Below are 26,803 nucleotides of genomic sequence, written 5' to 3'. Positions count from 1 at the left end.
TATTAAAAATGAATGAAAAACTATCGAATGAGAGAAAAACTTCCTGTTAATATTCTACTATCCTCTAGTTCTACCCGAAACCAATATTGACTAGATGGCATTGATTTACCATTATATGTTCCATCCCATCCAATACTCCCCACTTTAAGTTGTTTCATTAGTTTTCCGTAGCGATCAAAGATATAGATTAAAGAGTTAGGCATTACTTCTGCTGATATTCCTTTTACATTCCAAGTTTCATGAAAACCATCACCATTAGGTGTAAAATATTTAGGGAAACCAACTACAGAAATATCTTTGGTTGTTACAGGGATACAACCATTTTTATCTCTTACATATACGGTATGAAATCCAGGAGAGATATCGGTAAGTGTAGGGGTATCCTGATATGAACTTAATGTCCCATCTATTTCTATAGCATATTCATAGTTTCCTAATCCTTGGGCATTAATAGTAACGGTATTATTATCTCTCGCATCATTGATGTCTATAGATTGTATAGTTGCTCTGCTAGATGCAATAACTGTTACTGTTCTGGTTTTAGTACATCCGGTTAATATGTTGGTAACCTGTACGCTATAAGTGCCTGTTTGATTGACAGCAATAGTTTCAGTTGTTTCAGTTGTAGACCATAAGAAAGAGTAGTCATTACTATCATTATTATGAGGTAAACCACTATCAATATTGGTGCTTGTCTGATTTTGACATAAAAAATAGTCGGCTTCAGTCTCAATGTCGGGCAGGGGCACTACAAATAAACGTATCGTACTAATTCCAAAACATGCTCCTCCACTTTCTTCTACTTTTGCATAAATCATATCATCTCCTTGCGAATATGGGGTTGTATTGGTATAAGTGGTAATAGGGTTGTTGCTTAGTAATGCGTCCTCTACATTTTGATAATATGCAATCGCTAAATCAGGAATTGTTATTCCTGATAATATCTGCTGACTTGCATCATTTAGATTAAAAACGGTAAACCCATCCTCTGTAGTAGTATCACATACTCTTAATTCTGCATCATTTACAGAGGTAGAACTTACTTGTAGTGTTAGTGTTGTAATACTAAAACAGTTGGTGTTTTGATTACTAATCACTCTTGCATATACTTGCTGATTATTTTGATTGTTTTCAAAAGGTACTTTTTCATCAATAGTAGGAGTTCCTGCTTGTGCAGAAGCTAAATCATTAAAAAACTGAATAGAATAATTAGGGTTACCCGATGTAAGTTGATTAGTTGCATTACGTAAATCAAATAAAGTACTGCCGTCACCAATGGTTTGATATGCATCGCATTGCACTAATGTTGATGGTACTCCTATTGGGATTTCATAAAAAGTGGCATTAGCGACGCCAATCAAAGGACAACTACCATCATTAAGATCTACTTCTAATCTATAGTTAGCGGTAATAGTTATATCTAAAAAAGGAGTAGTATTTGCTATTAGAACATCATTTGTGTACCAAGTATATGTTGCTCCAGGAATGTTTTGATAGGATAACCGATATGTTTCTCCCTCGCAAAGAGGTAAATTAACATTATTAGGATCCCCTCTATTAATAATATCAATTTTCTGAGCAAAGATGGATTGTATAAAAGGAGGGAGTCCAAAGAGAGTACTATTAAAACCGTTAGGATTAATTAAAATTCCTTTTTCTTTATATACTATATTAGGGGCTAATTCTTCTGGGTTTTCTATTATTCCAAGATAATCACCCCCCTTACCTATATCAAGATTAATCATTGTCTTATAAATCTTACTATCTGGTCCAAGCTGTAATGCTCCTATGGTAGTAGAGAAAGTAACTAATCCAGTTTCATTTTTGATTTTTGTACCACTTGCTGCTATTTGATTGTCGGGTAGTGATAGGTTGTATTGCATCAAATAACTAGATCCAGTTCCTGGTCGATCTCCGATACCTAGAGTTGCGTATAATCGTTGCCCAGTTTGAGAAAATTCGATTCCATATGGAGAATCGATTGTACTCAATATGATTTCATTACTCACTAGTCCGGTAGTAGTGTCAAAATCATAAAGTAGTACTTTTCCTTCTCTGACTATTCCTGTAGTAGAAGTATGTGCTATTGCTAGTTTATCTCCTTTAGGAGAAGCCTTGAGATATCCTAATGCACTAAGACCAGAGAAAGGAATAATGGTTCCCACGCGAGAGGTAACAGGCATTGTGGTGACACCAGTTTGATCAATTTTAAAAGAATAGAATGTGTCTTTAAAATAAGTGATCACCCAAAAAGAATTACAATCATTACCTTTTACTGCTGTAATTTTTTCGGTGCATTTAAATAAACTTTCTTGGGTATTAGTGGTGTCATAAGTGATTAAAGGAAGGTTTTTTTGCCCATTAATGATGGCTCCTCTACCAGTATTTAAAGACATATCTACAATAGAATACATCAGCCCATTATTCATACCATCTCCATCAGATGTGCTGGGATCATTATCACCGTTATGAGGGTGCGGTTCATCGACTGTAAAAATAATATATATATTAGGAGTGTTTGGTTGTGGAACAATTAATGCAGATGAGGTACTAGAGGGATCTCCGTTTAAATTAGTTCCGTTTTGCATGATTGCATGAGATTGATCCCATACTGTAATCCCATCAGTATAAAATAATAACTTACCAGTAGCGTCGGATATTGTAGTACATCCTTCTAAGGTATTTAATGCTCCATTTGTAAGAACTGCTGGTGGAGTCGCGTTAAAACTTATTCCTGCATTCTGACCAAAATACCAATTATTAGCTTCTCCTTGACCATATAATAATGAATTATAAAAAACAACGAATAAGAAAATTATATAAGCATATTGCATATTTTGCCTCTAAAAAGCACTAAATATATTATAAATCTCTCTTTCTAAGTAAATAATGTGATAAAAATATAAAAATAGCAGTCCATATTAACACTATTATAATTTCATGCCAGTGTACTATATAGTCGTAAGTAACATCTTCTCCGACTTGTTTAGCAATAGATTTTATGGCATTTAGCCTAGTAAAGGGCTGTGCAATTAAATTCCACATAGACCCTAATGGAAAAAATGAATAGATAGTATCAGCTAATTTTTTTGAATAATGTGACCATAAATACATATATGGTAAAAACTCTACAGCTAAAAACCACATAAAAAGAAAGCCTAATGCAAAAGCAGATCTTTTGATTAAAATTCCTATAAATAAACAAAAAGAAAAGAATCCTGTTAATTTTACAAAATATGCAACGAGGTATTCTAAATCTTTAAAAATAGCATCTAATATGTTATAATCAGAAAAAGAGAATCCTAAAATCAACGATATTAAGAATATAAAAATTGTAGAAATAAAAGAGAGTGCGAGTATCGTTAAAAATTTAGAAAGTATAAATTCTTTTTTACTAAGCCCATCTATTAAATTTTGTTTAAGTGTTTTATTACTATACTCATTAGCAACCATTGATACAATAATTATAGCAAGAAATAATTTTAATAAAGCTGCAATAAAAGTATTAAAATGCCAGATATATGGGAAATTAAAAACCCCACTATCTGCTAAGTGAAATTTAAAAAAACCTATTTCGAATTTAATAGATGCAAATAAAGCTATTGAAGTAAGAAGCCCAAAATAGCATATGATTAAGAATTTACTTGATTTGTTGTTCCAAAGTTTTATGAATTCTATGTGTAATAATCGTAACATGGCTTTATTTTAGATTGTTAGTTAGTTGTAAAAATTGTTCTTCGAGACTTTCTTTTCGTTTTACAATATGCGTCAGAACAATTCCTTCTTTAAATAGTTGCCTGTTAAGACTTTCTGCATCTAGTTCATGTGCTAAAAATGCAGTAATTTTTCCTTTTTGATCTTCTTTAAAATTTTTAAAATCCTTATGCTTAGCGATCCATTCTTTTAGTATCGAGTTTTGATTACTCTTAAGTTCAAAGAATCCATAACTTGCATTCATTTCATCTACACGACCAGAATATAATTTCATGCCTTTTCTTATAATCACGACATGGCTACATACTTTTTCGACTTCATCAAGTAGGTGTGAGGCTAAAAGAATTGTAGTGCCCTGAGCAGCAATTTTTTTGATAATCTCCCTAATCTGATGTATTCCCTGAGGATCTAAACCGTTAGTAGGTTCATCCAATATTAAAATTTCAGGGTCGTTTAATAAGGCAGAGGCAATAGCTAGTCGTTGTTTCATTCCTAGAGAGAAGGTTCTGAATTTACTGTCTTTGCGATCTAATAGTCCTACAATTTCTAACTTCTCTTCAATTTTAGAAGAGTTTACCTCCTTAATTTTACATACTAATTTTAGGTTTTGTGAAGCCGTCATGTAAGGATAAAAATTAGGACGCTCGATAATTGCTCCTACTTTTTTTAAGGCATCATGCGTTGAAGTATTGCCATCAAACCAAGTAAATTGACCAGAAGTTTTATTTACTACATTAAGCACAATTCCTAAAGTGGTCGATTTACCACTCCCGTTGGGACCAAGTATGCCATATACATTTCCTTTTTTAATGGTAAATGATAGGTTTTTGACAGCTGTTATTGCCCCAAATTCTTTAGTGAGATTAGTTAAAGTGAGAATATTTTCCAAATTACAACTTCCTTTTGATGGTTATATCAATAAGACGGCAAGTAGCGTGTTTTGTTACAAACGATGCCTCTAATTAAGAACTATAATACAAGAATACAGTTAATTTTTATTAGACTTTTATCGAATGAAATTTTAGTTTTATACTGCTACAGTGATTACTGTTCTATATCCAGACTCATTAGGAAAAGTTGTAAATTGCTTTTACAAAATGATATTATGGAGGAAAAATTAATGTCGAAAAAAAAACCGACCTATCCTATTAGCGAAGACTTAGATGCATATTTAAAAGAGTGTAATCGTAAAATTAAAATTCCTGTATTCTATGATGATTTACTTAGATTTTCTGGATCAATAGTTGTTTATGATAGTAATGATGAAGATACGTTATGGGTACGGGTATATTATGATGAGCATGAAAGAAGAGAGATAGAATCCAGTCTTAAAAAAGTATATACGATTCTGCACTCTGATGGTAATGAGGAGGCAATAGGTTTTTTAAATATTGATGCGATTGATTATTGTACGTTTGGTAATTCTAAACCTTTTAGAGTTAAAGTAAGAAACATATTAAATGATAATTATAGCTATGTGTATATAAAAAAGGCAGATGCTTCACGTATTTATGGCTTAGAGTTAGAGCATATGTTATCTCCTAATAGGATTAATTTTTTGGTATATAAAAATACACTAATAGAGGAACATATTGCAGGGATTCCGGGAGATGTATTTATAAAAGATTTTTTACCTGATTTAAGTAATCAAGCTAAATCCCAGATAGCAAAAGAATTTGTGAAGTTTAATGAACGTTGCCAAATGCGATTATTAGGGGATATGAGATCTTATAATTATGTTATTGTACCAATTCATGATTTTGATCATGTAGAGTATAAAATTAGGGCAATTGATTTTGATCAGCAATGTTATGAAGGGAAATTGAAGGTGTATCAGCCTCAGTTTTTTAAAGAGAATTATGATATGGTAGCTGTTGTAATGAGTAAATTACAACCTAATTCTATAGAGCAATATAAAAAAGAAGAACGTTCTGTTTTAGCAAAACGAATATTGACATCTAGATCACGATATGAAACTTTGGTGGCATGTATGTGTACTGATACGATTTCTACAAAAGAAAATTTAAAAGAACTACGAGAACACTTGTATAATTTTACATTAGACTTAAAATTTCGTAGAAGTCAATCTATGGGAGAGGTTCTTAAAACAGCAATGGATTTTGTACGTCGTAATTACGAGAATGTAAATATGAAACGATTGTTGGAGGGATAAAGATTGAAGGTTAAAAACTTCTTAATTCAGAATATTTTAAATTAGTTAAAAAAAATAAATACTATAAAAGTATCAGTTAATAACTAGAGTCCGAAGTATGTGCTAATTATTGATTAAGCTCAGACTTCGGACTTCTAATTTTAGTGTTATTTTTAGCTATTTTTGCTCTTTATTAAAATAGACTAGATAGTAATACATTTGCTTTTCTTCATCCCAACCTTTTTCTACAAATTTCTCAGCGGATTCAGGGTTTATAAAATCCATTTTTATCTGTACATTAGTGTCTAGATTGATGACATTTTTCATTTTCTTGCGGGCATCAGTTACAGCATTATTGGCAATAGGAAAAGTGGTAAGGTCTTCAATCTGGTATTTTGGAGCTTTCTCCACTTTATAGTGTTTAAACTCTGGAATAAGATCAGGGTTATCGATAACATCATTTAAAAATGCAGTTTCTTCAAATTCATCATTTTTTGCAAAATGATTTACTGCACGATTCATAAACATTACTTCTTCTTTTTTATCTTCAGCAGGTAATACAACATCTTTTGCGAAGTCTTGACAGAACTTCATATACTTTTTAGTGTAAAAATTTTCATCAGCAAATGCTTGTACCCCTAAAAAGTTTTCTAACCAATATTTAGTATCATATCTGTTAGAGTCTACAGAAAGAATTTTATAACCTTCTTCTTTTTTATGATTAAAAATTAAACACCCTTTGTCTAATTTATTAAGATTAACACCTTGTTGGATTAATAGTTCGATATCAGAACTTTTTTCTTCAAATTGAAGAAAATCATGTTTTAGCTCTGATTTAAATATCCCTATAGCGGCTACTTTTTCATTATCAATACTCACATTATCAAGGTAAGTAACATATAATTCACCACTTTTTATATGAGGATGTTCAGATTGCTCATACAGTAATGAGGCTATTCTCTTAGATTTTTCATGTACAGAAGATGGATGTTCAAAAATTTCGGTTACAACTTTGTATACTGCATTAAATTCTACATCTACTTCATCAATGAACTGAAAATAGTTTTCCTCTTTTTCTCTAAAAGGTTTAAAGAAATATTCTTTTAAAAGTGCGTTTAACTCATCATTAAGGGTGTATGGAGACTCTGATAGGAATACATTTTCATTTTTATTCTTATTCCCAACTCTGTGAACCGATAACGATTCGATTTGTGTGCTATATAAATTGATCATAATTTTTAATTTCTAAGCTACGTTACAGTAGCATTATAGTAGTTTAGCTCTTTATAGTTATATACTTATAATGATATCTTTTTTTTGAATCTATACGTTAAGCTATAAAGAATAGGAATGAATACTCGTAAAAAGGTTAATTCCAGTTTTCATCAAACCCTAGATCTTCATACTCATCAAGGTCTGTAAATTTTTGATTTTCATCTTCATCAAAACTATCAAGTTGATCTGCTTTAAACTCTTTTTCAGGAGCTTGGTCAGGTAATTGACCATGAATATACATTATATTAGGATATTCTCTTCCGCTTTCATATTCTGCAATTTCTGCTAACTCTACCATAAATGTCCACATACTCAAAAAATCATAGACATAGATTAATCTAGTAGAGTCTTTATGTGCTACATCGCTAAGAGTGGTTTCATTCATTAATCGCACAGAGCTACCACCTTCACTCATATCAAAAAGAGAGATTTCCTCTCCTTGATTCCATTGTTCATCACTTACATAAAATGACGCCATCTCGGTGCCATCAAAACCAAATGATTGTGTTATTACATTATGAAACTGTTCTAATGTGGTGTCTTGTTCTATTTCTATATCTCTAAACACGTCTTCTTCAGTGTCTAAGATAATTCTAAAACGGTATATCATCAATTACTAATTTAAGAAAAGCAAAGATACTATAAATGCATTATTATTTACTAAAACGATGTAATGAAAAAGTCATTGATCCTAATAAGAGAAATGCGACAACCTGATGTAGTACGCCTAATGTTAGTGGAACTCGATATAGTAATGTGAAAATACCTAGTAAAAATTGAATAAAAACTATAGCGAGTAAACTATGTATTGCGTTTTGTTGAGTATTATTTTTTTGAATTTTTTTGCCTCGATGCCAAATAAGAACAATGTATCCAACTACAATATAGGCAAGGTATCGATGTATAAATTGTACACCACTTTTTCCTTCTATAAAATTCTTTATTATGGGAGATTGCTCTATGTATACAGATTCATGAATTAGTTTCCCATCATTCATTAAAGGCCAGTGATTGTGTAAAAATCCAGCATCTAATCCTGCTACAAATGCGCCATAGATAATTTGTAATAAAAGTAATACTAGTCCGCATCGGATTAGGTTTCTGAATTTTAGATCTATGATTTTCTTATTAGGGTATATGAGGTCTAAAGCCACCCAGAATGTATAGGCAAAGGTTATAAAAGCAGCAGTAAGGTGCATGGCAAGCCTATAATGACTTACGTCGGGTCTTTCTACTAATCCACTTTTTACCATAAACCATCCTAAAAAACCTTGAAATCCTCCCATAAACATTAATAATATGGATTTTTTTATAGTAGGTTTAGTAAGTTGTTTTCGAATTAAAAAATATAAAAAAGGGAGTATAAATACAATTCCTATAAATCGCCCTATTACACGATGTAGCCATTCCCAGAAATAGATGTCTTTAAAATCTTGTAGTGTAAATTGATTATTAATTTTTTGATATTCAGGGTATTGTTTGTAGAGGTCGAAAGCAGCATTCCATTCTGCTTCATTGATAGGAGGGATAGTACCTGAGATTAGTTTATAATTAGAGATAGATAACCCAGAATGTGTTAACCTAGTAATACCTCCTACTACTACCATTATAAAGATCAATATACATCCTGTAAGCAACCAGTAGATTACATTTTTATTGTCTTTTTTCATTTTTCACTCTTTTGTATTCAATTCTTAAAGATTTATTGCTTTCTTGGTTTTAGAGCTTTAATTTTTTTAGCGGTACTATAAGAACAATTTTAATTGTTATTATTCTAGATTTTTTTGACTTTCGATTACTAATCCTAATTCTTTTCCTTTTTTTAGCATAAACTGATAAGCTACATCATGTTCATTAGGGATTATTCCTTCTAGGATTGCTTCTTTTATAGCTTCTTTTATAATTCCAATTTCGCGAGAGGGTCTGATATTAAAAGTTTCCATAATTTCTTCTCCTGTCACTGGAGGTTGAAAGTTACGGACATGATCTCGTTCCTCTACTTCAACCATTTTTTGTCTTACAATCTTAAAGTTATTATGATATTTCTTAAAACGTTTAGGGTTTTTAGTAGTAATATCAGCTTCGCAAAGAGTCATTAATTCTTCTATATAATCTCCTGCATCAAAAACTAATCGGCGTACTGCAGAATCGGTTACTTCTGAGGCAATTACAATAGGTCTAGAACTCATTAGTACCATTTTTTGAACAAATTTCATTTTTTCATTTAATGGCATTTTTAATCGTTTGAAAAGTTTAAATACCATTTTTGATCCTACAAATTCGTGTCCATGAAAAGTCCATCCTACCTTTTTATTAAATCGCTTAGTAGGTGCTTTTCCGATATCATGTAATAATGCAGCCCAGCGTAACCAAAGATCATTAGTGTTTTCAGAGATATTATCTACGACTTCCAGAGTGTGATAAAAATTATCTTTATGTCGTTGACCTTCGACTTCATCGATACCTTTTAATGCTATAAGTTCGGGCATAATATAGTGTAAAAGTCCTGTTTCTTCGAGAAGTTTAAAACCTACAGAGGGTTTATCACTGAGTAAAATTTTATGTAGTTCATCTACAATACGTTCTTTTGTGATGATTTCAATACGTTCCTTATGACTTTTGATCGCATATAGGGATGCTGGCTCTATTTTAAAATTAAGTTGCGTAGCAAAACGAATAGCGCGCATCATTCGTAGTGGATCATCAGAATAGGTGATGCTAGGATCTAGAGGGGTACGTATAATTTTTGTTTTTAGATCTTCTAGCCCTCCAAATGGATCTAATACTGCACCAAAATTTTTATGGGATAACTGTATTGCTAGTGCATTAATTGTAAAATCTCTTCTGTTTTGATCATCTTCTAGTGTGCCGTTTTCTACAATTGGATTTCTACTATCTCTGGTATAGGATTCTTTACGAGCTCCGACAAATTCTACTTCGATATCTCCTGCTTTTAGCATTGCGGTACCGTAGGTTTTAAAGATTTGTACTTTAGGAGTGTTAGGCAATAGTTTAGAAACTTCTTTTGCTAATTCAATACCACTACCAACAGCTACAATGTCTATATCTTTGGCAGTTCCTCTTTGTAATATATAATCTCTTACAAATCCACCTATAACGTAGCTCTCTAATTGTAGATTTTTTGAGGCTTTTGTTATGGTTTTAAAAATAGGATGTTGTAAGGCTTCTTTGTAATTTTTAGGTTCCGACATGAATCAATTTACTTCCTGATAATTTTAACGGTACTATCTCCACCAATTTTAATAATTGAAGATGGTTTAGCTCCTTTATTTTGTAAAGGCAAATTTACGACATAGTCTACGCCTTCCAAAATAGCTTTGGATATTTCTTCAAAGTTTTTTGGAGTAGCCGCATCACTAATATTTGCAGATGTGGCAATAATGGGACGTTTAAGTTTTTTGATCACTTTACTACAAAAAGGATCTCTAACAACTCGTATACCTAGGGTATTATCGGGAGCAATAATGTTCTCTGCAATTCGTAATGGTCGATCATAAATGATTGTAGTGGGTTTTGTAGCATATTTTAGAATATCATAAGCTACTTCTGGAATCTCTTCTACATATTGTTGTAGCATTTTAAAATCGCTAACTAAACAAATTAATGATTTGTTTTTATTTCTGTTTTTAAGTGCAAAAATTTTGTCAACAGCTTCGGCATTCGTTGCATCACAACCAATACCCCAAATAGTATCAGTAGGATAGACAATGGTTCCTCCTTTTTTTAATGCTATAATTGTATTCTCTAGTTCTGTTTGTTGATCTGGCATTATATAAATTTTGAAATTTTATTATATTCTTCTATATATTTTGGAGTATCCGCATTTAGATATGCTCCATTAAGAACTTTTTTATAAAGTTCGAGATATTTTTCTGTCATCACTTTAGAATTAAAATGTTTTAAAGCATATTCATGACAATATTTAGGGTTATAGTTAAACTCTTTTATGGCATTAGAAATTTCATCAGAACTATTTCCTGTAAAACCGATCTCAGGAGTAATTAATTCTTCTAGAGAACCGTTTTTAGTACCAAAAACCGCACAACCAGCATATAGGCTTTCTATAATAGCTAATCCAAAAGGTTCATGCCAAAGTACAGGGAATATTAAACCTTTAGATTTTTGCATAATGTCCATTTTGGTAGTGTTATCTACCATTCCTTTAAAAATAACCTTAGGGTTTAGTATATATTTTAAGCCTCGCTTTAAATTCCAAAATGTCCATTTTTCTCCTCCGAGAATGAGTATAGTGTTTTTTGATTTTAGAGCAATACTGATGGCTCCAAAAACATTTTTGACTTTCCAAGACGCTTTTCCTAAAAAGTGATAATGTGAGCGAAGAGAATGTAAGTCGATAGTGCTAAATTCACTCCAATCTAATCCATTGTGTATGTATAGATTAGAATTATATCTTTTTGCTTGATTTTTAGATATAAAAACAGTGTTAATATCTATTTCTTCTCCTTTGGGAGGATTACCATGCATCGTTATTAGATATGGCTTGTTTAGCTTAATTTTTGGATTATAATTTAAATGAATTATATCGATATAATCCGGAATTTGAATATCTAAACTTAAAGATTTATCTAAGGTTAATACTGTTGCAAAATCACATTTAGATCCTTCGGGAACTAAATAAGTAACTCGATGCCCTAATTTGCTTAATTCTTTTCCTAATCCCCATATTACTCTTTCAGTTCCTCCATATTTTTTAACAGGTATTGCGCCAGATCGATCAACAATGAGTATATTCATTTTTTTGAAATTATGGTTCAAAATTACTATATATTTGCCAATATATTTATGTTTTAGTATGAAAGTATTACAGGTTTCAGGAGCAAAAAGTTGGGGGGGCAACGAGCAACAGTTAGTTGATTCTATTGAAGATCTTAAAAAAAAAGGGGCAGATAGTATTGTTTTTTGTTATCAAAATTCACCATTAGAAGAGTACTTGAGAGCAAATAATCTAGATTTTATAAGTGTTCCAGAAAAAAAATCATATTCACTTAGCTTACTTAAACTTCTTAAAAAGAGTATTGTAAGTAATCATATAGATATTGTTCATGTGCATACAAGTAATGCTGTTACAACATGTGTTCTTACTGATCTAATTTTTAGACCTAAAGTACCTATTGTTTTTTCTAAAAAAGGAATTAGTAAAGCAAAGAAAGGATTGAGTGCTTATAAATATAATTATAAGAACATAAAGAGTATTATCTGTGTTTCTAAAGCAGTTAAAGAGTCATTTAAAGACACTATTGTCCCCAAAAATCATCACAAATTAGAAGTTGTTTATGATGGAATAAGGATAAAACGATCAGAAAAAAAATCACAATTAAATGTAAGAAAGAATTATAACATTGATTCTAAGACCCCTATTATAGGAAATATTGCTAACCATACCAGAGCAAAAGATTTAAAAACATATGTAAAGTCAATTAATCATCTAGTAAATGTTCTTGGTGTTAAGGATGTATTTTTTTTTCAAATAGGTAAAGAATCAAAATATTCCGAAGATTTTATGCCTATGGTAGAAGAATATAAACTGCAAGATTATGTATGCTTTGCAGGATTTGTAGAAAATGCTATGGATGTTTTGAGTCAATTCGATGTGTATTTTATGACTTCAGAAAGAGAAGGACTTCCTATTACTATTTATGAAGCTTTTTATAAAAAAATACCTGTTGTCTCAACTAGAGCTGGGGGAATACCCGAAGCGATAATTCATAATGAAAATGGTTTTTTAAGTGAAGTAGAAGATTACAAAGATTTAGCATCTAATTTAGAAAAACTTCTTTTAGATACTTCTAAAAAGGAACTTTTTGGAAAAAGATCTTATGATATGTTAATGAATAATTTTACGTCTAAACAACTAGCAGAAAATACGGTTAAAATATATAAAAAAGTAATTAATGAAAATTAAATCTGCACTTATTATATCAACATACAAATGGCCAGAGGCTTTATCTTTAGTATTAAAAAGTGTAGTTAATCAAAGTGTAACTCCTGATGAGGTACTAATAGCAGATGATGGTTCTGGTAAACAGACTACTGAGGTAATAGAAGGGTTTAAAAGGCAAATAGCTATACCTGTAAAACATATCTGGCATGAAGATGAGGGATTTCGAAAAGGAAAAATTTTAAACAAGGCTATAGCAAGTACTGATGCTGATTATTTAATAGAAGTGGACGGAGATTGTATACTCCAAAAAGATTTTATTAAAGATCACCTAAAATTAGCTTCTAAAGGAGTTTTTTTATATGGATCTAGAGTAAATATTCAAAAAGAGTATGTAGCAGAATTGTTTAAAAAACAGAAACTATCTTTTACTCCTTTTTCAAAAGGAATAAAGAAAAGAACAAGAGCTTTAAGACTTCCTTTTTTAAGCCTATTTTTTAAACCTAATACTAAGTTGTCTAAAAAAATAAGAGGATGTAATATTTCATTCTGGAGAGAAGATATAATCAATATCAATGGATATAATGAATCTATAGAGGGATGGGGTAAAGAAGATAGTGAGTTGATTGTTAGGATGCTGAATAAAGGGTGTTCTGGTAGGAGGTTAAGATATTGCGGGATTGTTTATCATATTTGGCATCATGAGAAGTCGAGAAGTAAAGAGGAAGAAAATAATGAAATTCAAAAACTCTCACAAGAAAAAAAACTAGTATGGTGTACTGATGGTATTGATAAGTATCTTGCGAATTAGAAATATATAATAGTTAACATAACTATAGTACTATTATCGAAATATAAAAAAATGCATAATAAGTTTATAATACATCCTAATCATACCTTAATCGAAGCTCAAGTAAAGAATGCGATATTCGATTTTGATGGATACCAAGATATATTAGGTGATGCGGAACGTAACGTCATAAAAATTGTAGAGATAAATGGGGAAAAGCATACTATAAAATCATTTAAAATCCCTAATTTGATTAATCAAGTTGCGTATCGGTTTTTTAGAAAATCAAAAGCAGAACGATCATATAATTATGCGAATAAATTACTCGAACTAGGTATTCAAACACCATTCCCTATAGCTTATGACCTGTATACGACTTTTTTTCTGTTTAAGAAAAGTTATTACATAAGTGAATTAGTAGATTGTGATTTAACATATAGAGAGTTAACTACTGATTTTGATATTCCTGATCATGAAGCAATACTAAGGGCGTTTACTAGATTTACATATAAACTACATCAAAAAGGAGTTAATTTTTTAGACCATTCTCCAGGAAATACGTTGATAGAACGAAAAGAGAAAGGATATGAATTTTATTTAGTAGACCTCAATCGAATGAAATTTGGAGAAATGGATTTTGATACGAGAATCAAGAATTTTGCTAAGCTAACGATTCATGAATCTATGATTAAAATAATGAGTAATGAATATGCTAAGTGTACAGGAGAAGATGAAAAAAATATATTTGATTTAATGTGGAAGTATACTCAAGAGTTTCAGAATAAATATCATAATAAAAAGCGCTTAAAAAGGAAATTGTTTTTTTGGAGGAAAAAATCAAAAAAATGACTCAATTTTTGCAAGAAAAAATAGATCAAGAGTAAGCCAGATTTTAACCAAAGTCATGTCATCATAGGCTTTATGGAGAGATATACATGACTTTTTACTTCAGATAGAGAATAGTAGAGAGCGTATTTATTAAAATTAATTAGCTTGTTGCTGTGTCGTATAAAACTAAATTTTTAACTTTTCTGTTTTATAATTTTTGCAAAGTTTTGTGATATAGTAGTATACTATATATTTAATAGCTGAGTTATTAAACCTTATTAAAAACACAAAGTTTTGTATAACCAATTATTAACCATCATTTATTATGTTTAATCTTCAGTATTGTTTATTGTTTTTTTTATTTAGCCTATCCATAACTGCTCAACAATGTGATGATAGAGTCTGGTCTGGCGTAGCAAAGTATCATAATGTAACAACCGCTATGACATCATGTGGTTATTCCCCAAAAGCTGATGATACATTATATGCCGCATTAAGAGCAACGGATTATAAAGCAGAAAGACTTTGTAATACATGTTTGAAAGTAAGTTCTAGTAAAGGTAGTGTTATTGTAAAAGTAATGGATAAATCTGGATCTCATGGATTAGATATTCATAAAGATGCTTTTGCAAAAATTGGAGATACTTTAAAAGGAAATGTCAAAGTTACATGGCAAATCACAACTTGCCCTGAACAAGGAAATATTGGGTATTACTATTCTAAATCTTCCTTTGCGTCAGAAAAAAGAGTAATGATTGTAAACACCAAATCAACTGTTAAAAAACTCTATTTTAGGTATCAAAATAATGAATTTAAAGAAGTCTTCAGAGCAAAAAACAATAGTAACGATTTTTTTGTAATTACTTGGAGAGATGATGAAAATTTAGGTCCTTATGATTTTAAAGTTGTAGATATTTATGATAATTCTATAATTGATTATGATATAAACTTTTCTCCAAATACTACTTTTTATGGGCAAAGTCAGTTTGTAGGGTGTAAAGATAAGGTTTCTACAGTAAAGAACGAATCTAGGAGTAAGGTAGCTGTAAAATTTGAAAACCCAATGAGTTCTAATGGATCAATTTCTATTGAGACAGATCAAAAAGAACAATTTACACTTTATTTGTATTCGCTGAAAGGAAATAAGGTGCTAGAAGTTGATCTTCAAAGTAATTCTAAAAAATATCCTTTTAAAGACGTACAAACGGGGGTGTATATTATTTCTATTTCGAGCAATGAGGGAACAATTTTCAATGAAAAACTTATCATTCAATAATGAAAACTTAGTATGCTAATATTACAAAAGACTTAAGTTGTTTTTAAGTTAATTATCAGTTAAGCACACATGTATTTAAGTAAAAAAATCTTTATGTTGCTTACTCTGGTCAATTAAAATACAATCATTTATGTAATAAAACGATGAGTTACCGTTATATGAGAAATCTTTATGCGTGGGTAATGAAATGGGACTCCCAATATACCTACAAGAATCATCCATATGATAATACCATAAAGAATTTTTTTCTTGTTAGATGTTTTGAAAAATAAGTAAACAGATATAAGAGTTGTTAGTACTAGCCCTAGTGATGTGAAAATTGAAACCTCTTCCATTTTGTAATTTTTATTATAAACTCCAAAATTAGATAGTTGAAAATGGAGTCTACTTGATAAAAGGCAAGAAATCAATCATTACAGTTTCTTTCGTATTCTACTGAGTGTACTGTCAGTAACTCCTATATACGAAGCAATATACTTTAGTGGTACATGTTTTAGTATTTTAGGATTAGAAGTTAATAAGTGTTGGTAGCGTTGTTCTGCTGTTTGGTTAATCATAGCATAGTTTCTCTTTTTAGAGGTAATAAATTCTTTAACTAAAATAGCTCTTCCAAAATCTCTAAACGCTGGTTTGTTATGAAATAGTCTATTTAGTTCTTCATAAGAAATACCGATAACTTATGCAGTCAGTTATAGCGTGAATATTTACCTCTGATCTAATTCTATTAAAAAATGAAGTAATCTCAAAAACGATATTATTTTCTGTGAAAATATCTGTAGTGATTTCATTTCCTTCTAAATCGTAAAGAAAAAACCTGATTACTCCTTCTTGAAGATAAAAATAATCATCACTGATTTCATTTTCTTTTAAGAATAGAGAATTCTTTTTAATTTTTGTAAAATGAAATGTATTAGCAATTTCCTCTACTTCAATATCATTCATAGGAATGGTTTGCTTAATAAAATTTATTAATGATGATTGATTTTTACTCATGTTTTACCTCTACTTATATTGAGCTTTGTTTTTGAAAATTATGGTATGTGTGTTGGAAGTATCATAATGATAAGATCAGAAATTTCTTGTTAAAAAGTAATTCTTAATTAAACTAAGCATAAAATTTCTATGGTAGAAGATTTAGAGAAATCCATTTTATAAAGAAAGCCATTTTTTAAACTTTCCTATTTTTTCTATAGCAACAAAGATATTGTTTTCATTAGAAGTGGGTTTTAAAGTAACTTTTATTCTGGATTTAGAGGTGTAGTACATTTCTTCTATTGATTTTAAATGAACAATATACTTTCTGTTTATTCTAAAATAATTAGAAGGATTTAACTCTTGTTCGAGTTTTTTTAGAGAAGAATCAATAGGAAGCTTTTTACCATCCCAAAGTTTTAGAAAACTAATCTTTTCATCAGTATAGAAATAAGCAATTTCATCAATGCTTATGATTTTTAGACTAGTATTCATTTTTACTAAAAACCTCTTTTTGTATCCTTGTGCATTATTGGTAAGCAGATTCTGATATGTTGGCAACATGCTTTTATTAAGAGTAAAAAATTTATCAATACTTCTAATTAATGCTTCTTTGGTAACAGGTTTTAATAGATAATCTATACTATTTTGCTCAAAAGCTTTTATAGCATATTCAGAATATGCTGTTGTGAATATAATAGGGATGTTGATATCCAGTATTTTAAAAATTTCAAAAGAATATCCATCAGATAAATTAATATCCAAAAAAATAATATCAGGGGTTTCTATAGATAAGTATTGTATAGATTCGTTTACAGAAGCAAGTACTTTGATGATTACAATTTGATCATTAGCTTCTTGGATTAAATTTTGTAATCTAATTGCAGCAATACTTTCGTCTTCTATGATAATGCCTTTGGTCATAATTCTGGTTTTATTAAAGGGATATGGGCTATGAAATAGCCATTGATTACTGTAAAACTAGGAGATTCTGTGTGTAATATTTTATATTGATTGATTAGGTTCTTTTGTCCGATACCTAATGATTTATCATAATTCGTATTCTTTGGTTGAAAATTGTTAATTACTTTAATACTGTTATCTTCGCTTATAATCTTTATTTTTAGAGGCTTATTGCTTTCTACAATATTGTGTTTAATAGCATTTTCTAGCAATAATTCTAATGTCATTGGCGGTACTAGCAGTTTAAGTTTTGATTCTTCTATATGATCTTCTAAAGATATATGATTTCCAAATCGTATTTTTTGTAATGACATATATGAATAGATCATTTGTAACTCTTTTTCTAATGGTACTACAACCTCTTCGCTTTGAGTTAAATTGTATCTGTAAATATTGGATAGTTCTTGTAAAAAATATTCTGCTTTTTTACTGTCAATACTGATTAATCCCAATAAACTATTAAAGCTATTAAAAAGAAAGTGGGGATTTAACTGTTTTTTTAAAGCTAAGTATTGTGCTATTGATTTTTCACTTTGATATTGGGTTAATTTGATTTTGATATTTTGTTTTTCTTTCTGGGTTTCTAGAAAAATTTCGATAAAGTATACAAATATAATTATAGAAAAAGCAGCAAGTAAAATAGCTAAGAATGCTAGGTCAAAGAAAGGTTCAGATCCTTCATCATCATTAAAAAGAAGAGAACTAGCTCCTTTTAGAATAAAAGAGAGTATACCAGTTTTAAGTAGTATAATAACACTCCAAAAACTATAAAAATGTAATTTATTTTCTATAGTAATTAATTTGTTTTCAACAGTGTTTTTGACATACATCCGAGACCAAAAAATAAGTAATGTAAACGTAAAACTAATAGGTAATAAAATTATAGTCTCTGAGATCCCTTCTTCTAGATTATCATTATGCACTTCACTTATCAAGTGAAGTGCATTAAATAAAAGAATAATAAATAGATAGAAATATATTCTGTTTCGATTCAATGTCTAAAATTTTAATTTTCTGTAATGGTTACGGTGTTTTCTTCAATATCTACTGCATAAAAATATCCTAAAGCTCGATTAGTATGATTGTCTAAATTTATTAAATTTCCTCGTATGGAAGCAGGAGGAGGGTTACCAATTATTGGGGTACCTACATTTCCTGTTTGGATGAATAGTTCCTTTAGGTATTCATAATAGGTTTCTGAGATGGATACCTGCTGAGCTGTAGCAATATCTCCGATTTTAAAAAAAATATCTTCATTAGGATAAACTCCTATACGTTTTTTTCCGTCAAAAAATTTATCCGAAACCACTAATACATCACTGTTTCCGGGATCAGGTACAATCACAAATTCTCCATTTTTAAAAAGCTTATAAAGATAAAAATTTTGAATATTAGGAGGGTCTGTAGTATCAAATTTTATGTAATATCCAGCGTCAGAAAAAGTAGTTTCTTCTTCATATTTATAATAAAACTTATCAAACTTGGGAGCTTCTTGTACTAATGTGTCAGTACCTTGATATGTTTCTCCGTTCCATAATATGGTAATAGTATACGTTTTTCCTATTTCAGGAATGATTTCTGAGTTTTCATAAAAACCATTATTTGTATGTATAAACCTCCAAGAATCAATTCCATTTGATATCGTAACCTGAGCATCATTAACAAAAGGTTGATCAGTAGTAGATAAAAAGTTTGTTGTGGTTGTTAGTCGTATTTGTTGTTTACTAAGAGGGGTTACCGTATTACGTTCTAACCCTCCATCGATGACTAATCTTAGTGGAGATTTGGCTAAAGTAATGTCATTACTTACATCTGTCTCACAGGATGAAAAAATAATAAATAATAGTAATATTAATAGTGCTGAACTTATATTTTTCATGATCGTAATTTTAAAATTTGAATTCATAAGATATACTAGGTACAATTCCAAAGAAAGATAGCTTAGTGGCTTTGGTTTTTCCTGTTGCTATTTCTACATCATTAATTTCTCCTATTTCATTAAAATAAATTGAAGCAGCATTTTTTCTGTTATATGCGTTAACAATACTAAAAATCCATTTTCCTCTTTTTCCTTTTTTAGGATTTAATGTCGCTGAAAGATCTAGTCTATGATATACAGGAAGTCGATTTCCATTTCGATTATTATAATCACCTACTACCAATCCGTTTTGTCTATATTTTCCTGTGGGATACGTAACAGGTCTTCCTGAGCCGAAAATAAAATTAAAACCAAAATCCCATCTTTTATTAAGTTTGTAAAAGCCAACTAAATTTAATTCATGCAATTGGTCAGTATTACTAGGATAATATGCATTATTATTAATACCAAGAACTTTGGTTTCAGATTTTGCTAATGTATAGCTTAGCCATCCTGTAAACTTACCTTCATTCTTATTTAGTTGAACTTCTAATCCATAAGCTCTACCTTTTCCTTGTGCAACCTGAGTTTCTATTTCTTCGGTGAACAAAAGGTCTGCGCCATCAATAAAATCAGTTACGTCTTCTAGTTTTTTATAATAGGTTTCTACATTAAGATCATATTTCCCCTCTTTAAAAGATGTAAAATATCCAAGCGCTAATTGATCTGCATATTGAGGAGATAAATAGCGACCACTAGGAGACCAAACATCAAGTGGAGTAGGAGAAGAGGTATTAGAGATAAGATGTAAATATTGATACATTTTATTATAACTAATTTTTAAAGAGTTATTATCGTTAAGAAGATATCGAATAGAAGCTCTTGGTTCGATACCATTAAATGTTTTGATCCGTTCTTGCGATTTATACGTAACTGTTTCGGTTACCTTATTTTCTTTGTATATATCCAATTCAGGAATATAGGTAAGAGGTTTCCCTGTTTTATAAATGCGAATTTCTTCTTTTCCTAATCGAGAAAAATTAGACCATCGCAATCCATATTGAACACTTAGTTTATTAGTAATATTTTGTTTTAGATCAGCATAAACACCATTTTCTAACCCAAACTTGTTACTAAATTTTTCTGCATTTATACTAGATCCTTTAAGAGGAGATATTTTTCCTGGTTTAAAATTATAATATGTAACATCAATTCCGGTTTTGAGAGTATTATTGTTATTTATATACCAAGATAATCTTGGTTTTATATTGTAACTGGTAATATTAGATTTCCATCTAAACTCAGAACCAGTTCTTAGGTTATCCAGAGTATAGTCATAGTTACTATAAATAGCAGAAGTTTGTAAAAACAGTTTATCATTAAGTACACTTGTCCAACGTAATGAAGCAGAAGTATTTCCCCAGATAGTACCTAAAAGTTTCTCTAATTCGAACTTATCTCTACCAAAGTATCCTGATAAAAAAAGGCGATTATTTTTATTAATATCATAATTTGCTTTTAGATTAAAATCATAAAAAAACAAGGAACTGTTTTTAAAATCCTCTGTTAGGAATGTAAACAAGTCGATATATGATCTTCGACCTGCAAGCATGTAACTTCCATTTGCTTCTTCTTTGTCACCTTTTAGAATAGGGCCTTCTATTAACGCTTTTGCAGATATTAATCCTACTCCTAAATTGCCTCCGAATTTTTTAACATTACCTTCTCGTTGTTTAATATCTAATACAGACGATAATCGCCCCCCATATATAGACGGAATACCACCTTTATATAACTTAGCATTTTTTATAGCATCAGAATTAAATACAGAGAAAAAACCAAATAAATGTGATGCATTATAAATAGTAGCTTCATCCAGAAGTATAAGATTTTGATCGACGGATCCTCCTCTTACATTAAACCCAGAAGAAGCTTCATTGATACTAGAGACTCCTGGTAAGAGCTGTAGGGATTTCAGAATATCTGGCTCACCGAGTATAGCAGGTAGCTTTTTAATAGTTTCCCCTTTAAGGGATACGACACTCATTTCTGTAGACTTGATATTTTTCTGAGGTTTATTAGAGGAAATCATGATTTCGTCCAATTCTGCTAATTCTTCATTTAGATTAAAATCTGTCTTGGTGTTACTATTTACAAAGATTTCTTTATGGATAACTTTATAACCTAAATAGCTGATTTCAAATTGATGTGTCCCTTTGCTTAAGCGAATAGAGTAGAACCCATAATCATTAGTTGTAGTTCCATAAGTGTTATCTACAATAATATTAACTCCTAGTAATTTCTCTCCTGAACGATTGTCTTTTACATACCCATTTACCGTAAATTTTTCTTGACCATGAGTCGCTAGGTAGCAGAGTATACAAAATAAGTATATGAATTGTTTTTTCATTTCTAATATAGTTTTGAACGATTTTGTCCAAAACTATATTAGTACTATAGTATAGTCATCAGAATTAGGATAAGCCTTGAAAAAAATAGATAAGCCTGTATTTTTTATGCTAAAAAAATTATGATGCCATTTCTCCGTTAATAATTATTTTTTCATTTCTCAGAGCATACGATTCATCAGACATTAAAAAATCTACGACTATAGGACAAATATCTCCAGGAGTAGCGTATAGGTTAATGTATAAAATAAAATCTAAGACAATATTTACTTAGTCAGTTAACTCATTGTTGCTTAGAATACAATTATCACAGTTATTGATTATGCTTTTATTGGTTTTTAATAAGTTCTCTTAGTTTAGTGTATTTTAAGAATGTAATATTAGCAGTTTGAACACAAATTACGAATCCATTTAACCCATCTAAAAAGCCTAATCGTAAGAAATAAGATTTAAAAAATGCCCATGTTGGATTTAGCAGAATTTTCCAAATAGGGGCTTTTTTACCTAATTGGTAATAGGATTGAGCAGATATGGTAGAAAATTTATCTGTTTTTAGGTTAAATTCTTGATATGAGGCATAGTTCCAATGTAAGATATCTCCTTTTAATTGAGTTGCAGATTTAGGATTGTATAATTTAAAAGAATCATGAGGGTTTATACCTTTCCATTCTCCCTTTCCTTTTTTAAAAGCTCTAAGTTTTCTATCTGGATACCAATCAGAATGTTTAATCCACTGTCCACAGAAATTGTTATACCGATTCATATAATATCCATCGTAAACCCAATTTGATTTTAGTTGAATAAGAGCATCTTGTAACTCATTAGATAAGGCCTCATCACCATCTAAAGAAATGATATGCTCATGAGTAGCCTGATCTATAGCAAAATTCTTTTGTTCGATATACCCTAAAAATTTTTGTTTTATAAATTTTACATTATATTGGTTGCAAACCTCTTCAGTATTATCCGTAGAATATGAGTCTACGACTACTATTTCATCTACAATTCCTTGTAAAGAAGATAAACAGCGTTCAATTTTTTTTCCTTCATTAAAAGTGATTATAACAGCAGAGAGTTTGACCATTTTAGATTTTCAAATGATTGTATAATTTTTTAGGAGCCATAGATTATGGCTATCCTGCAAAAATAGTTATTTTTATGCAATGAAATTACCAGAAATCACCGTTATTATAAGTACTTATAATCAACCAGAATGGTTAGAAAAAGTATTAGTTGGTTATAATTATCAGAGTTGTAAAAATTTTGAAGTAATTATAGCTGATGACGGTTCTACAGATGAAACAAAAGCTGTTGTTCAAGCATTTTCTAATATAGTTGATTATCCTATAAAACATGTGTGGCACGAGGATCAAGGATTCAGGAAGACAATTATTCTCAATAAGGCCATTATGCATTCAGCAGCTAACTATTTATTATTCACGGATGGAGATTGTATTCCACGTCAGGACTTTGTAGAAACACATATACGATTAAGAAAAATAGGTTGGTTTTTATCTGGGGGGTATTTTAAACTACCAGAATCTATATCAAAGTTAATTTCTAAAGAAGATATTGAAAACCAAAATTGTTTTAAAGCAGGTTGGTTACAAAGTAAAGGTATGAAATCTTCTTTTAAACTAAATAAGCTTACAGCAAAGGGCACAAAAGAACATGTTCTTAATTTTATAACACCTACTAAGGCTACTTGGGATGGTATGAATGTTTCTGGGTGGAAAGAGAATGTTTTAGCGGTAAATGGTTTTGATGAGCGTATGCAATACGGAGGAGAAGATAGAGAAATCGGAGAACGTTTATTCAATATAGGAGTTAGAGCAAGACAAATACGATATAGTGCTATATGTGTGCATTTATATCATGAAAGGGGCTATGTAGAACCAGAGATGATTATTAAAAACAATGCTATAAGAAAAGTAACTAAACGAGATAAAATAACACGAACACCTTATGGAATTGAAAAAGAAAGTTAAAGAAAAAAGAGACGCTAAAAATGTTTATAAAAGGACAATCATATAAAGGTGGCGCTTATTGTACTATCTAGTTAATAATAGATTATACATTGTTGTTCAAGAAAATAGATAATTGATCTATAAAAAAATCAGGTTTAAAATGAGCATAAAGCTCTAAAGAATTCTTTTTTAATTCTTTAGTTTTTTTATTTAAAAATAATTCTGGGAGATAATCAGATAAGTGTACAGACATATGAGTTTCTCCATCTTCAAATATACTCCAGTCTTTTTTATTAATCCAAGGAGAAAAAATAGTAAAAGTAGGAATATCAAGTGCTTTAGACATATTTACAGCACCACCTTCATTACCAATTAATGCATTACAATGTGATAAAACTGCAAGAAATCCTCGTAAACTCTTCGCAAATACATCAAAGTGAATACGTCTTTTCGTTTTTAACGAAGTAAGGTTATAAATAGTTCTAGCTTCTTTTTCTTGACTAGGTATGTAGTTAAATAGGATACACGCGTCTGTAGTGCGAGCAATTGCATCAATTACTTCAGCCATCTTCTTAAGAGGAAATGTTTTTCTCAGATCACTACCTAAGGCACTAATCATTAGTATAGGTTTTTCTTTGGAAATACCATTAGATTCGAGAAACTCTCTTGCTTTTTCTTTTTCTTCTTTGGTTAAAAAAATTTTTGGTCTTTTAATCTCATCAATAATACGATCTTCAGGAAAAACCAAACGCAATCTATTTTCTATAGCAACACTAGCATTGGTAAGAGGTTTAGAATTTCTTTTAATAGTTTTTGTATATAAGAAATGAGTATACCATTTATAAAAAGATATTTTTTGAGAAGCTCCAGAAAATAGTGTAATGAGGTTACTTTCTAGTTTGCCATAAACATCAATTACACGATCATACCTAGAGTTTCGTATGTTTTTTAAAAACGTATAAAACGCCCTTTTGTCGTTTCGATATTCAGTTTTGAATTCAATAATACGATCAAAGAAAGGATTTTCTAAAATAACAGGTTTTGTATTAGAGTTCACTAAATAATCGATAGTTACCCCAGGATACTTTTTGCGTAATGATTCGCAGATAATAGTACTTGTAAGTACATCACCAATCATTTTTTGCTGAATTACTAAAACCTTCATAAAATAGTATTAATAAAAGTAATTGAGCTTATTTTTATTTAAAAAGACAAGCTCAATTATTTTCTTATCCTTTTCTTTTTACACTGCTACATCATATTCACGAAGCGCATCATTAAGTGAAGTTTTCTTATCAGTACTCTCTTTACGTTTACCAATAATCAAAGCACAAGGCACATTATATTCTCCTGCAGCAAATTTCTTAGTATAACTACCAGGAATAACAACAGAACCAGAAGGAACAACTCCTTTTCTTTCGATAGGAGTATCCCCTGTTACATCAATAATTTTTGTAGAAGCAGTAAGTACTACATTAGCACCTAGTACAGCTTCTTTTTCTACTCGTACACCTTCTACAACGATACATCTAGATCCTATAAAAGCATTATCTTCGATAATTACAGGAGCAGCTTGTAAAGGTTCTAATACACCACCAATACCAACACCTCCACTAAGATGCACATTCTTTCCTATTTGCGCACAACTACCTACAGTAGCCCATGTGTCTACCATAGTACCTTTATCTACATAAGCCCCTATGTTTACATAGCTAGGCATTAATATAGTGCCCGGAGAAATATATGCTCCATGACGTGCAACAGCATTAGGAACTACACGAATCCCTTTAGCTTCATATCCTCTTTTTAATGGAATTTTATCATGATATTCAAAAATCCCTGCTTCCAGAGTTTCCATTTTTTGAATAGGAAAATAAAGAACAACTCCTTTTTTTACCCATTCGTTTACTTGCCAACCTTCTTCAGTAGGTTCGGCAACACGAAGTTCTCCTATATCTAATAAATTAACAACTTCTCTTATTGCATCTTGGGTTTTAGACTCTTTTAAGAGTTCTCGGTTTTCCCAAGCTTTTTCTATGGTTTCTTTTAGTTGAATCATCTAATAAAAAATTTTGGTAAAGATACTAGCTTACTTTGAAAAAAATACGGATAAACCATATTTTAGTAAACCATTAATAAATAAGGTATTTTTATAATAATATCATACTTTTGCAAAAAAAAAAAATACATGGCACGAATTTTAGCTATAGATTATGGAGGAAAGCGCTGTGGGATAGCAGTTACCGATGAATCTAAGATAATAGCTTCGGGATTGACAACAGTTGATACCAAAGAATTGTTAATATGGTTAAAAGAATATGTTGCTAAAGAAGAAGTAGAACTTTTTGTAGTAGGGGAGCCTAAAAGGATGCATGGAGAGGCCTCAGAAAGTGAGAAACTAATTCAACCTTTCTTAGTAAAGCTGAGCAAAGAATTTCCTAGTATTCCTGTAAAAAGAATAGATGAACGTTTTACCTCTAAAATAGCATTTAATACAATGTTAGCTAGTGGTATTTCAAAAAAAAGACGTAGAGATAAAGCATTAGTAGATCAGATTAGTGCTACGATTATATTACAAGATTATCTTTATAATTTATAAAGACGAATAATAATAAAAAAAGGAAGAATTGACTGTTTTTATTTTTGGTAAAATAATTACTATTATAAAAAAGACAATTAC

25 protein-coding genes are annotated in these 26,803 nt (G+C 30.3%); 7 read left to right on the top strand and 18 right to left on the bottom strand.

The annotated features are described in order from the left end of the window. Positions 1-20: 20 nt before the first annotated feature. Genes N456_RS16375 through N456_RS16365 form a run of 3 tightly spaced genes read right to left on the bottom strand, consistent with a single transcriptional unit; the run spans position 21 to position 4,603 of the window. The gene (locus N456_RS16375) at positions 21-2,834 is read right to left on the bottom strand and encodes a T9SS type B sorting domain-containing protein (protein WP_062059594.1); all 2,814 of its coding nucleotides are present in this window, start codon (positions 2,832-2,834) and stop codon (positions 21-23) included. 28 nt (positions 2,835-2,862) lie between these two features. After that, positions 2,863-3,696 carry an ABC transporter permease gene (locus tag N456_RS16370; protein ID WP_062059592.1) on the bottom strand — a complete coding sequence of 278 codons (834 nt, stop codon included), beginning with the start codon at positions 3,694-3,696 and terminating at the stop codon, positions 2,863-2,865. A gap of 4 nt (positions 3,697-3,700) precedes the next feature. After that, positions 3,701-4,603 carry an ABC transporter ATP-binding protein gene (locus tag N456_RS16365; RefSeq protein ID WP_062059591.1) on the bottom strand — a complete coding sequence of 301 codons (903 nt, stop codon included), beginning with the start codon at positions 4,601-4,603 and terminating at the stop codon, positions 3,701-3,703. Between the two features lie 216 nt (positions 4,604-4,819). Here N456_RS16365 and N456_RS16360 point away from each other — a divergent pair, with 216 nt between their 5' ends. Then, positions 4,820-5,887, top strand: coding sequence for a hypothetical protein (locus N456_RS16360; RefSeq protein WP_062059589.1), 1,068 nt, complete (start codon positions 4,820-4,822; stop codon positions 5,885-5,887). 156 nt (positions 5,888-6,043) lie between these two features. Here N456_RS16360 and N456_RS16355 read toward each other — a convergent pair whose 3' ends face one another. From N456_RS16355 to N456_RS16330, 6 genes are all read right to left on the bottom strand, one after another. After that, a complete protein-coding gene (locus N456_RS16355; RefSeq protein ID WP_062059587.1) occupies positions 6,044-7,099 on the bottom strand; it encodes a nucleoid-associated protein in 1,056 nt (351 codons plus the stop codon). A 136-nt stretch (positions 7,100-7,235) separates the two neighbouring features. Then, positions 7,236-7,751: an IS1096 element passenger TnpR family protein gene (locus N456_RS16350; RefSeq protein ID WP_062059585.1), complete on the bottom strand. Its 516-nt coding sequence runs from the start codon at positions 7,749-7,751 to the stop codon at positions 7,236-7,238. A 43-nt stretch (positions 7,752-7,794) separates the two neighbouring features. Further along, positions 7,795-8,811: a COX15/CtaA family protein gene (locus N456_RS16345; protein WP_062059583.1), complete on the bottom strand. Its 1,017-nt coding sequence runs from the start codon at positions 8,809-8,811 to the stop codon at positions 7,795-7,797. A gap of 99 nt (positions 8,812-8,910) precedes the next feature. After that, positions 8,911-10,353 carry a CCA tRNA nucleotidyltransferase gene (locus tag N456_RS16340; RefSeq protein WP_062059581.1) on the bottom strand — a complete coding sequence of 481 codons (1,443 nt, stop codon included), beginning with the start codon at positions 10,351-10,353 and terminating at the stop codon, positions 8,911-8,913. 8 nt (positions 10,354-10,361) lie between these two features. After that, positions 10,362-10,931, bottom strand: coding sequence for an L-threonylcarbamoyladenylate synthase (locus N456_RS16335; RefSeq protein ID WP_062059579.1), 570 nt, complete (start codon positions 10,929-10,931; stop codon positions 10,362-10,364). Further along, entirely contained in the window at positions 10,931-11,917 is a 987-nt protein-coding gene (locus N456_RS16330; protein WP_062059577.1) for a glycosyltransferase, read from the bottom strand. The genes N456_RS16335 and N456_RS16330 overlap by 1 nt, the downstream gene beginning before the upstream one ends. A 58-nt stretch (positions 11,918-11,975) precedes the next feature. On the opposite strand from N456_RS16330, the gene N456_RS16325 reads away from it, so the two are divergent. The 4 genes from N456_RS16325 to N456_RS16310 all read left to right on the top strand — a co-directional run bounded on the left by N456_RS16325 (position 11,976) and on the right by N456_RS16310 (position 15,955). After that, positions 11,976-13,085, top strand: a complete 1,110-nt coding sequence (locus N456_RS16325; RefSeq protein ID WP_062059575.1) for a glycosyltransferase family 4 protein — start codon at positions 11,976-11,978, stop codon at positions 13,083-13,085. Then, a complete protein-coding gene (locus N456_RS16320) occupies positions 13,075-13,872 on the top strand; it encodes a glycosyltransferase (protein WP_062059574.1) in 798 nt (265 codons plus the stop codon). The genes N456_RS16325 and N456_RS16320 overlap by 11 nt, the downstream gene beginning before the upstream one ends. 51 nt (positions 13,873-13,923) lie before the next feature. Beyond that, entirely contained in the window at positions 13,924-14,700 is a 777-nt protein-coding gene (locus tag N456_RS16315; RefSeq protein WP_062059572.1) for a lipopolysaccharide kinase InaA family protein, read from the top strand. Between the two features lie 304 nt (positions 14,701-15,004). Beyond that, positions 15,005-15,955, top strand: a complete 951-nt coding sequence (locus tag N456_RS16310; protein WP_062059570.1) for a T9SS type A sorting domain-containing protein — start codon at positions 15,005-15,007, stop codon at positions 15,953-15,955. A gap of 413 nt (positions 15,956-16,368) precedes the next feature. On the opposite strand, the gene N456_RS24575 is transcribed toward N456_RS16310, so the two are convergent. The 7 genes from N456_RS24575 to N456_RS16280 all read right to left on the bottom strand — a co-directional run bounded on the left by N456_RS24575 (position 16,369) and on the right by N456_RS16280 (position 23,240). Further along, positions 16,369-16,512 (bottom strand): cyclic nucleotide-binding domain-containing protein, encoded by a 144-nt coding sequence (locus tag N456_RS24575; protein ID WP_158447917.1) that lies wholly within the window; start codon positions 16,510-16,512, stop codon positions 16,369-16,371. 100 nt (positions 16,513-16,612) lie between these two features. Next, a complete protein-coding gene (locus N456_RS16305) occupies positions 16,613-16,948 on the bottom strand; it encodes a Crp/Fnr family transcriptional regulator (RefSeq protein ID WP_062059568.1) in 336 nt (111 codons plus the stop codon). 156 nt (positions 16,949-17,104) lie between these two features. Next, positions 17,105-17,851: a LytR/AlgR family response regulator transcription factor gene (locus N456_RS16300; RefSeq protein WP_062059566.1), complete on the bottom strand. Its 747-nt coding sequence runs from the start codon at positions 17,849-17,851 to the stop codon at positions 17,105-17,107. After that, positions 17,848-18,885, bottom strand: a complete 1,038-nt coding sequence (locus N456_RS16295; protein ID WP_148639354.1) for a sensor histidine kinase — start codon at positions 18,883-18,885, stop codon at positions 17,848-17,850. The genes N456_RS16300 and N456_RS16295 overlap by 4 nt, the downstream gene beginning before the upstream one ends. Positions 18,886-18,896: 11 nt before the next feature. Then, positions 18,897-19,769 carry a DUF4249 domain-containing protein gene (locus N456_RS16290; RefSeq protein WP_158447916.1) on the bottom strand — a complete coding sequence of 291 codons (873 nt, stop codon included), beginning with the start codon at positions 19,767-19,769 and terminating at the stop codon, positions 18,897-18,899. 10 nt (positions 19,770-19,779) lie between these two features. Then, positions 19,780-22,158 (bottom strand): TonB-dependent receptor, encoded by a 2,379-nt coding sequence (locus tag N456_RS16285; protein WP_062059560.1) that lies wholly within the window; start codon positions 22,156-22,158, stop codon positions 19,780-19,782. A 326-nt stretch (positions 22,159-22,484) separates the two neighbouring features. Next, positions 22,485-23,240: a glycosyltransferase family 2 protein gene (locus N456_RS16280; protein WP_062059558.1), complete on the bottom strand. Its 756-nt coding sequence runs from the start codon at positions 23,238-23,240 to the stop codon at positions 22,485-22,487. A gap of 79 nt (positions 23,241-23,319) precedes the next feature. On the opposite strand from N456_RS16280, the gene N456_RS16275 reads away from it, so the two are divergent. After that, positions 23,320-24,144: a glycosyltransferase family 2 protein gene (locus tag N456_RS16275; RefSeq protein WP_062059556.1), complete on the top strand. Its 825-nt coding sequence runs from the start codon at positions 23,320-23,322 to the stop codon at positions 24,142-24,144. 82 nt (positions 24,145-24,226) lie between these two features. Here N456_RS16275 and N456_RS16270 read toward each other — a convergent pair whose 3' ends face one another. Beyond that, the gene (locus N456_RS16270; RefSeq protein WP_062059554.1) at positions 24,227-25,288 is read right to left on the bottom strand and encodes a glycosyltransferase family 9 protein; all 1,062 of its coding nucleotides are present in this window, start codon (positions 25,286-25,288) and stop codon (positions 24,227-24,229) included. 78 nt (positions 25,289-25,366) lie between these two features. Further along, complete coding sequence (locus N456_RS16265; protein ID WP_062059551.1) at positions 25,367-26,182, bottom strand: 2,3,4,5-tetrahydropyridine-2,6-dicarboxylate N-succinyltransferase; 816 nt, start codon at positions 26,180-26,182, stop codon at positions 25,367-25,369. A gap of 129 nt (positions 26,183-26,311) precedes the next feature. Here N456_RS16265 and ruvX point away from each other — a divergent pair, with 129 nt between their 5' ends. Further along, a complete protein-coding gene (gene ruvX, locus N456_RS16260) occupies positions 26,312-26,722 on the top strand; it encodes a Holliday junction resolvase RuvX (protein WP_062059550.1) in 411 nt (136 codons plus the stop codon). Positions 26,723-26,803: the final 81 nt, after the last annotated feature.

The organism is Aquimarina longa SW024 (assembly GCF_001401755.1).
Taxonomy (GTDB): Bacteria; Bacteroidota; Bacteroidia; order Flavobacteriales; family Flavobacteriaceae; genus Aquimarina; species Aquimarina longa.
The sequence above is the reverse complement of the archived record's forward strand: the minus strand, read 5'-3'. Positions and strand labels throughout refer to the sequence as shown.